This window comes from uncultured Campylobacter sp., assembly GCF_905373215.1.
Classification (GTDB): domain Bacteria; phylum Campylobacterota; class Campylobacteria; order Campylobacterales; family Campylobacteraceae; genus Campylobacter_B.
On the sequence record NZ_CAJPRT010000036.1, the window covers coordinates 1 to 8,839 of the forward strand.

The 8,839-nt window shown below is 43.9% G+C and carries 7 protein-coding genes; 1 reads left to right on the forward strand and 6 read right to left on the reverse strand.

Annotated features, from left to right (window positions below; translation table 11 throughout):
• From QZ176_RS09915 to QZ176_RS09940, 6 genes are all read right to left on the reverse strand, one after another.
• On the reverse strand, nucleotides 1–521 hold a 521-nt coding region (locus QZ176_RS09915; RefSeq protein ID WP_295153251.1), incomplete at its 3' end, for an NAD(P)H-dependent oxidoreductase.
• A gap of 283 nt (nucleotides 522–804) precedes the next feature.
• Nucleotides 805–2,148 carry an anaerobic C4-dicarboxylate transporter gene (locus tag QZ176_RS09920; protein ID WP_295153253.1) on the reverse strand — a complete coding sequence of 448 codons (1,344 nt, stop codon included), beginning with the start codon at nucleotides 2,146–2,148 and terminating at the stop codon, nucleotides 805–807.
• 286 nt (nucleotides 2,149–2,434) lie between these two features.
• Nucleotides 2,435–3,841 carry an aspartate ammonia-lyase gene (locus QZ176_RS09925; protein WP_005870686.1) on the reverse strand — a complete coding sequence of 469 codons (1,407 nt, stop codon included), beginning with the start codon at nucleotides 3,839–3,841 and terminating at the stop codon, nucleotides 2,435–2,437.
• Nucleotides 3,842–4,156: 315 nt separating this feature from the next.
• Complete coding sequence (locus QZ176_RS09930; RefSeq protein WP_295153255.1) at nucleotides 4,157–4,756, reverse strand: DedA family protein; 600 nt, start codon at nucleotides 4,754–4,756, stop codon at nucleotides 4,157–4,159.
• Nucleotides 4,757–4,990: 234 nt separating this feature from the next.
• Entirely contained in the window at nucleotides 4,991–5,815 is an 825-nt protein-coding gene (locus tag QZ176_RS09935; protein WP_005870679.1) for a peptidyl-prolyl cis-trans isomerase, read from the reverse strand.
• A 114-nt stretch (nucleotides 5,816–5,929) separates the two neighbouring features.
• A complete protein-coding gene (locus QZ176_RS09940; protein ID WP_295153257.1) occupies nucleotides 5,930–6,706 on the reverse strand; it encodes a MetQ/NlpA family ABC transporter substrate-binding protein in 777 nt (258 codons plus the stop codon).
• A gap of 233 nt (nucleotides 6,707–6,939) precedes the next feature.
• On the opposite strand from QZ176_RS09940, the gene QZ176_RS09945 reads away from it, so the two are divergent.
• Nucleotides 6,940–8,839 (forward strand): valine--tRNA ligase (locus QZ176_RS09945; RefSeq protein ID WP_295153259.1); only part of this gene is annotated, 1,900 nt, incomplete at its 3' end.

The window sequence follows — 8,839 nt, forward strand, 5'->3', positions numbered from 1 at the left end:
TTTGCTAAAAATTCTTTGTATTTTTCTGCACTTTTTGCGATATATTCGCTATCTGGATGAAATGAAAATCCATAGCCGAAGTGGCACGGCAGCAGCTTGGCGCCTGTAAAATTCATCGCGCATTTAAAAGGCGTGATAACTTCCTCTATGTCAAATCCGATCGTGCCGTCTTTTTTATAGTTGTTTCGCTCGTCGCCGATAGTGATCGCTAGGGCGAATTCTTTACCTTTTAGCTTGTCGCCGGTGCTGCCGTAAGCCCAGCCGTAGGCGAATACATCGTCGAACCATTGCTTTAAAAGTGGCGGATAGCTGTACCAATAAAGTGGAAACTGAATGATAATTTTATCGTGGCTTAAAAGTGACTCCTGCTCGCGCGCTACGTCTATTTTGCCGTTCGGATAAGCGGCGTAAATTTCGTGAATATCAAATTTATCTGCTTGCTTTTTGGCTACCTCGCGCCACGCCTTGTTTGCGTGCGAGCTTGCCATATCGGGATGAGCGATGATGATGAGATTTTTCATATTTTATCCTTGTTTTAAATTTCTCACATTATATGTTTTTTGGCTGAAATTTTGATTTATCATCTAGCATAATATGGGTATGAAATTTCAAATGAAATTTTACTTCCACTCAAATACTACCGGAAGACTTGTAGTTTTTTGCATGCGATTAGAAGTTAAATTTATAAGTAAATATGGCAGACCCCAAAATCGATAGAATTTTATCTATTAGATTGTATTAAAAATTTTAAATGGTATGAAAAATGCGCCGAAAAATTCGGCGCAAATGAAAGGAATACTAATCTTAGATCAGCGCAGGAGCTACGATAAATCCTAGCGCGACTGAGATACCTACCATTAGGGTACCCGGGATAAAAAACGAGTGATTAAATACGAATTTACCGACCCTCGTCGTGCCGGTATCGTCCATCGCGATAGCGCCCAGCGTCGTAGGATATGTAGGTAGCACGAACAAGCCCGAAACGGCTGCGAACGATGCGACCAAGATCCAAATTTGACCGGAATTTTCAGGGCTAGTCATTCCAAGCGCGGCGGCAACGGCAGGCATCATGACCTTTGTAGTCGCAGCCTGCGAGTATAGCAAGCAGCTTAGGAAGTATAGCGCGATAGCTAGCACGAAAGGATACTGCGTGACGACGTTTTTAGCCACATCTTTGATGGCATCGATATGTCCGTTTACGAAAGTCGTACCAAGCCATGCGATACCGATGACGCAGATGCACGCATTCATACCGCTTTGGAAAGTGCTGGTAGAGAGCAGTTTGCCCGTATCGATCTTGCACAAAACAGCGATAAGAAAGCCGATAGTTAGCATAAAGCTGATGATCGCGCTATCTCTTGAAAGGATTGGTTTTTCTACCAAGCCGACGCTCTTTGAGATCGCAAGCGCATAGCAAACGACGATCAAAACGCCGATGGCAAATATCGCAACCGATCTTTTTGCGTAAGGCTTCGGCTCTTTATACTCCTCGGCTTTGATCTCGGCTACAAGACCTTTTGAAAGTCTCTCTTTGTAAACAGGGTCTTTTGAAAGATCGAGATCGTAGAATTTATTTACGATGAAAGCCGTGATGATCATAGCTACGAAGGTAGTAGAGATGCAGATAAACAAAAGCTTAGGATAGCTAACGCCTAGCTTCTCGCACAGACCGCTCATAGCGACGAATGCCGCCGAAATAGGGCTCGCAGTGATCGCTACCTGAGACGAAACGACCGAGAGCGCAAGGGGAGCGGAAGGCTTGATATTCTGCGTCTTTGCGACCTCGACGATAACCGGGATCATAGAAAACGCAGTATGTCCGGTGCCCGCAAGTATCGTAAGTAGATAGGTAACGATAGGCGCTAGGAAGTTGATCTGCTTAGGATTTTTCCTTAAAATTTTAGATGCTACCTGAACCAAATAATCAAGTCCGCCTGCGACTTGCAGCGCCGTAATCGCGGAGATTACCGATGCGATAATTAGGATAACGTCAATCGGAATATCCTTCATATCGACCTTCATGCCCAAAATGGCTAGGACGACAACGCCCAAGCCGCCTGCATAACCGACGCCCATACCGCCTAGCTTAACGCCTAGGTAGATGCCGCCTAGCAAAACGATAAATTGCAATATCACCATAAAGTCCATTGCAAAACTCCTTATAAAGTAATTTTTTTAACGGCGCGCAGAATTCTAAAGATTTCAGCAGGTAAAATCCGAATTATCTTTATAATTCAGTGGTCGGAATTCTATGCGGAATTTTATCCTAAAATTTCGCAAGTGGAATTTTACTCCACGGAAGCTAAATCTAACTTGATGAAATTCTGCATCTACGGAATTCTGCACGATCAATCTTATCTATTTAGAATTCTACTTTGCGGAATTTCGCCTATTAAATTAACCGACGAAATTCCGCGCCGCACCTAGTTTGGAACTATTTTTTGCTCATATGCGGGTTGAGCATAGATTTAGGCTCTAGGATCTTATCGATCTCCTCTTTTTTCAAATATCCGCGCTCTAAGCAGATTTCGCCGACAGATTTTCCGGTCTGAAGTGCCTCTTTGGCGATACTTGCGGATTTTTCGTAACCGATGTAAGGATTGAATGCAGTAACGATACCGACGGAATTTAGCACCGATTTTAGGCAAGCTTCAGGGTTTGCTTTTAGATGTTTGATAGCTTTTTCAGCTAGTGTATTCATCGCATTTTCCAAAAGCACAATCGAGTTAAATAGCGCATATGCGATGCCAGGCTCAAACGCATTAAGCTCGAATTCTCCGCGCTCGGAGCAAAGCATAATAGTCACGTCGTTGCCGATTACCTCGTAGCAAGCCTCGCCTACGACCTCGGCGATGACTGGGTTTACTTTGCCCGGCATGATGGAGCTGCCCGGTTGCATCTTAGGAAGCTCGATTTCGCCTAGACCGCATCTAGGACCGGAGTTCATAAGACGTAGGTCGTTTGCGATTTTACTTAGGCGGACGGCTGCTGTTTTTAATGCGCCACTAACGTGGACGAAGTCCGCAGTGTCTTGTGTAGCGGCGATGAAATCCTCTGCGGCTTTAAATTTAACGCCGGTGATTTCGCCTAGCTTTTTCTCGACTACGTTTTTGTAATCAGGATGGCAGTTGATGCCCGTACCAATCGCCGTAGCGCCCATATTTAGGTAAGTCATCGACTCTCTAGCAGCTTTGATAAGCGCGATATCGGTTTTGATGTAGGTAGCAAAAGCGTTGAAAGTGTTTCCAAGAGTAGTAGGAACGGCATCCTCAAGCTCCGTCCTTCCCATTTTGATGACATCTTTGTATTCTTTGGCTTTAACTTCAAGCTCTTTTTTCAAATTTTCCATAGCTTTTAGTAGATCGGTTAGCTTGGCGTAAGCAGCGACTTTGATCGAGCTAGGATAGGTATCGTTGGTGCTTTGACCCAAATTTGTGTGGTCGTTTGGATGGAGGTATTGGTATTCGCCCTTTTTGTGTCCCATGCTCTCCAAAGCTATGTTAGTAATGACTTCGTTGGTATTCATATTCGTTGAAGTTCCGGCGCCGCCTTGGATCATATCGACTACGAATTGATCTCTGAACTCTCCTGCGATGAGCCTGTCGCAAGCTTTTGCAATCGCATCGGCTTTTTGTGCGTCTAGGACTCCAACCTCTTTATTGGCTAATGCAGCTGCTTTTTTGATTTGTGCAAATGCCTTGATAAAAAATGGATAGTCTTTGAGCGCTCGTCCGCTTAGATGGAAGTTCTCTAGTGCCCTAAATGTCTGCACACCGTAGTAAAAATCGTCGGAAATTTCTAATTCACCGATGAAATCGTGTTCTTTTCTGGTCTTTGCCATAATAAGTCCTTTCGTTGAAATTGTTAATGGAATTTTAAAGCTTTTAGTATTAAAAGCAGCTTAAAACGTAACGAAAAATTAAAATTTAGAAATTAGTATGATTGTTTAAGGCTTTAAATAGAATTTTACTTAAAAAATATTTTGGAATTCGCTACTAAGGCATAATTACACTTTAATAGAAATATCGTATTGCACGCAGATTATGAAAGTAAAATTATAAAAATTCTTGTTTAGCTTAAATTATAATTTGAAAAATTTGAACTTAAAGGCGGCAAAATGGAATTTTTTATTGTATTTGTATTTACTAGCGCGGAGCTATTTTTTGCGTTTTATAAAATAAATATATAGGAGCGAGATTATAATGACGACGGCGAACAGAGCGATCGTAATTAGATGCAGATCTTGCTTGATTAGCTCCTCGTTTTCGCCGATGAAATATCCCAAGCTCATTAGTATTAGTGTCCAAATCGCAGCTCCAAGCCCGGTAAATAGCACGAAGCGCGCGACATTCATCTTTGCAAGCCCCGCAGGAAGGCTGATGTATTGACGGATGCCAGGGATTAAGCGGCAGTTAAATGTTGAAATTTCGCCATGGCGGTTAAAAAAAGCTTCGAATTTTGCAAATTTCTCCTCGGTGATGCCTACGTATTTGCCGTATTTAGCGATAATCTTACGTCCAAAAAAGTAGCATAGATAGTAATTAAACAGCGCGCCGGTGATGCTGCCGCCAAGCCCACAAACAAATGCTAGAACAAAGCTCATCTGCGATTTTGAGGCCAGATAGCCTGCAGGGATCATCACGACTTCACTTGGGAAAGGAAAGAAGCTGCTTTCTAAAAACATCATCACAAAAATGCCAAGGTATCCCCAGCCTGCGACAAATTCTACGATAAAATTTACGATATTAGAAAGCATTTGAATTCCTTGATTTAATGTAAAAAACCGACTGCGCTTAAAATTCCGTAAAATTTAACATCGGCAGAGCGAATAAATTTAGAATTTAACAATCCGACGATATAAGAGTAAGCCTAAAATTTTGCGAAATTTAGCGCATATAAAACAAAGGCGCAGGCTAAAATTTATCCCTGCAAGTTGCCACCGTAGCGAACTTGCATATAAATTTAATAGCCTCGCGCCTTAAAATTAAAACTATTTTGCGTATTCGATGTTTAGTTTGCCGAATAGCTCGTTAGCCTTGTCATCGATTTTTTTGTTTACTTTGCTTGGAAGTAACTGATTTTTGATGAGATCTTTTACCTTTTCAAATGGCATAGTCTCGGCCTTTTTGCTGCTTTCTTTGTAGATTACATGATATCCGAATTGTGTCTTTACCGGCGTTTTGCTCATCTCACCATCTTTTAGTGCAAACGCTGCTTTTTCAAACTCCGGCACCATCATCCCTTTGCCAAAAGAGCCCAAATCGCCACCGTTTTCTTTCGCACTTGGATCGATTGAAATTTCTTTAGCTAGTTTATTAAATTCCTCTTTTAAATTCTCTTTTTTGACTTTTGATAGCTTCGCAATCGCGTTTTTAGCAGCCTTTTCGTCTGCTACTAAGATATGACTTGCGGTAACGGAATCTGGTTGCATGAAATTTTGTTTATTTTCATCATAAATTTTTTTAGCTTCCTCGTCGCTAACGCTTACGTCTTTAGCCTGTTCGCGTTGCCATAGATTAAATGCGATGCCATCTTTAGCTAGCTCTAGCTGATGTTTATATTCGTCGCTGTTTTCAATGCCTGATTTTTTCGCCTCTGCGATTAGGAGTTTGTATTTGATTAGATCGTCGATTAGTTTTTTCTTCTCATCGGCGGTCGGTTCCTGCCCACCGTGCTGCATACCTTGAGCCAAAAACGGTGCAACATCCTCATCCGTAATAGTGATATTTGCGTCTTTTGCAGTAGCCAAAACGCCTGCATTAAGCGAAGATATAGCCATAGCGGCAACAAAGCTGAAAGATAAAATTCTTTTCATTATTTTTCCTTTATTCGGTAAATTTCGCGCAATTATAAAAAAAGATAGTAAATAAAATAGCGAATGTCAGCAAATTCGGCGCGAATTCTGCGCCGAATTTTAAAAAGAGGGGAGTTAAAACGACGGGATGATTGCGCCTTTATATTGCGTCTCGATAAACTTTTTCACTTTCTCGCTTTGGATCGCTTTATCTAGCGCCTTGATTTTAGGGCTGTTTTCGTTGCCTTCTTTAACGCTAATAACATTTGTGTAAGGGTTGCCCTCAGCCTTTTCTAAAAATAGCGAATCCTTGATTGGGTTTAAATTTGCGTTAAAGGCAAAATTTGAGTTGATAACGGCAATATCGACATCGCCCAGGGTGCGTGGAAGCGCGGCGCCTTCAAGCTCTAAAATTTCTAAATTTTTAGGATTTTTCGTGACATCTAACGGCGTGCGAAGCTTGGCGCTCTGATCTACTTCGATGAGCCCCGCGGCTACGAGCAGATCAAGAGCGCGGCTTTCGTTAGTCGGATCGTTTGGCACGGCAACTTTGGCGCCGTTTTTAAGATCTTTTAAATTTTTAATCTTATGGCTGTAGATGCCCATCGGCTCTAAGTGCACGCCCACGGTCGCTTTTAACTTCGTGCCTTTATTAGCGTTAAATTCCTCCATATACGGCACGTGCTGAAAAAATCCCGCATCCACGTCGCCGCTATCGGTAGCGAGGTTCGGGGTTACGTAGTCATTGAAAACCTTGACCTCAAGATCGTAGCCTTGGGCTTTTAGATCAGGCTTGATCTGCTCTAAAATTTCGGCATGCGGTATCGGAGTAGCGGCGACTACGATTTTTTCGGCAAGAGCGAAGCTGACGACGCTGGCGCTAAGAAGCGAAGCGAGAAGAAATTTCTTCATATTTAATCCTTTTGGTTAAAATTTCGCGGTATTATAGCAGGTAGAATTTTTAATGTCAAGTGTTTTTATATGACTTTTTAAAATTTTATCTAAAATATTCTAAAATTCGATATTTTTATATATATTTAAATACTACATTTTATTGTATAATGCAGAATTGGCACGCTTTAATGAGCGCTTTACATAAATTCCGCTAAAATCGCAAAATTTAAAATTTTAAAAAAAGGCTAAAAATGGCAGATTTTTACGACGCGAAAGCCGTAGAGGAGAGCTTTTATAAAATTTGGGAGCAGCGCGGCTACTTCGAGATCGACGGCAATAAAGATATCCAACAAAAAGGCAAAAACTTTTGCATCATGCTACCGCCGCCGAATGTCACCGGAGTGCTTCATATCGGGCACTCGCTCACTTATACGCTGCAAGACATTATGACGCGATACAAGCGAATGGACGGCTACCGCACGCTTTGGCAGCCGGGGTTAGACCACGCAGGCATCGCGACGCAAAACGTCGTCGAGCGCGAGCTTTTGGCGCAAGGGATCAAAAAAGAAGAGATAGGGCGCGAGGAGTTTTTAAAGCACGTTTGGCGCTGGAAGGAGCAAAGCGGCGGGCAAATCGTAAAGCAGATGAAGCGCCTTGGCGTCACGCCTGCGTGGAGCAGACAGCGCTTTACGATGGATGAGGGGCTTAAAAACGCCGTGCGCAAAGCCTTCGTAAGCCTATACGACGCGGGGCTCATCGTGCGCGGAAACTATATGGTGAACTGGTGCACGCACGACGGTGCACTAAGCGACGTGGAGGTTGAGCACAAGGAGAACAAGGGCAAGCTTTATTATTTGCGTTACTACTTTGCGGACGAGCAAAATTCAAACTCTTGCAAAGATTCGAGCGAGACGAGCCGCAACTACATTGTTGTTGCGACGACGCGCCCCGAGACCTATTTCGGCGACACAGCCGTCATGGTAAATCCCGCGGACGAACGCTATAAAAATTTGATCGGCAAAAAAGTCGTGCTGCCGCTAATCGGCCGCGAGATAGAGATCATCGCCGACGAATACGTCGATATGAGCTTTGGAACGGGTGCCGTGAAGGTCACGCCAGCGCACGACGCCAACGACTACGAGGTCGGCAAGCGCCACGAGCTGGGCTTTATCACGGTATTTGACGAAAAAGGAATTTTAAACGAGCAGTGCGGTAAATTTAATGGTTTAGAGCGGCTTGCTGCGCGCGATCAGATCGTAGCGGAGCTTGAACAGCTGGGCTTTATCGAAAAAATCGAGGATTACGAAAATCAAGTCGGCTACTGCTACCGCTGCAAAAACGTCGTCGAGCCGTACATCTCGCAGCAGTGGTTCGTGCGCGCGGATATCGCAAAAGATGCGATCGCCAGAGTAAATGCGGGTGAGGCGGAATTTTTCCCGAAGCACTGGATCAATAGCTTCAACGCCTGGATGCGCGAGCTGAAGGACTGGTGCATCAGCCGCCAGCTGTGGTGGGGGCATAGAATTCCCGTGTTTTACTGCGACTGCGGCCATCAGTGGGCGGATGAGCGCGAGAGCCCCGATGCCTGCCCGAAATGCGGCGGTAAAAATTTTACTCAAGATCCCGACGTGCTCGATACTTGGTTTTCAAGCGGTCTTTGGCCGATCAGCACGCTTGGCTGGGGCAACGGCGAGGCGCTGAAAAACGAGAAGTGGTTTGAGGAGGATTTGAGCGAATTTTATCCAAACACCATGCTGATCACGGGCTTTGACATTTTGTTTTTCTGGGTCGCGCGCATGATGTTTCAGTGCCAAAACGCCATGGGCGAGCTGCCGTTTCGCGACATCTACCTGCATGCCCTAGTTAAGGACAAAGACGGCAAAAAGATGAGCAAATCGAGCAAAAACGTAGTCGACCCGCTGCTAAAAATCGATGAATTTAGTGCCGATATTTTGCGCTTTACGCTTACGATTTTGTGCGTGCAGGGGCGCGATCTGCGCCTTAGCGACGACAAGCTTTTGATATATCGAAATTTTACGAATAAGCTCTATAACGCGAGTAAATTTTTGCTTTTAAACGCTTCTAAATTTGACGATTTGGACGCAGCGCAGATCAAAACGAGCCTCGGCAAATATATGCTTTCGCGCTTTA

Coding starts and splice junctions, on each gene's coding strand:
- QZ176_RS09920 (WP_295153253.1), bottom strand. CDS start 2,148: ATGGACTTTATGGTGATATTGCAATTTATCGTTTTGCTAGGCGGCATC.
- QZ176_RS09925 (WP_005870686.1), bottom strand. CDS start 3,841: ATGGCAAAGACCAGAAAAGAACACGATTTCATCGGTGAATTAGAAATT.
- QZ176_RS09930 (WP_295153255.1), bottom strand. CDS start 4,756: ATGCTTTCTAATATCGTAAATTTTATCGTAGAATTTGTCGCAGGCTGG.
- QZ176_RS09935 (WP_005870679.1), bottom strand. CDS start 5,815: ATGAAAAGAATTTTATCTTTCAGCTTTGTTGCCGCTATGGCTATATCT.
- QZ176_RS09940 (WP_295153257.1), bottom strand. CDS start 6,706: ATGAAGAAATTTCTTCTCGCTTCGCTTCTTAGCGCCAGCGTCGTCAGC.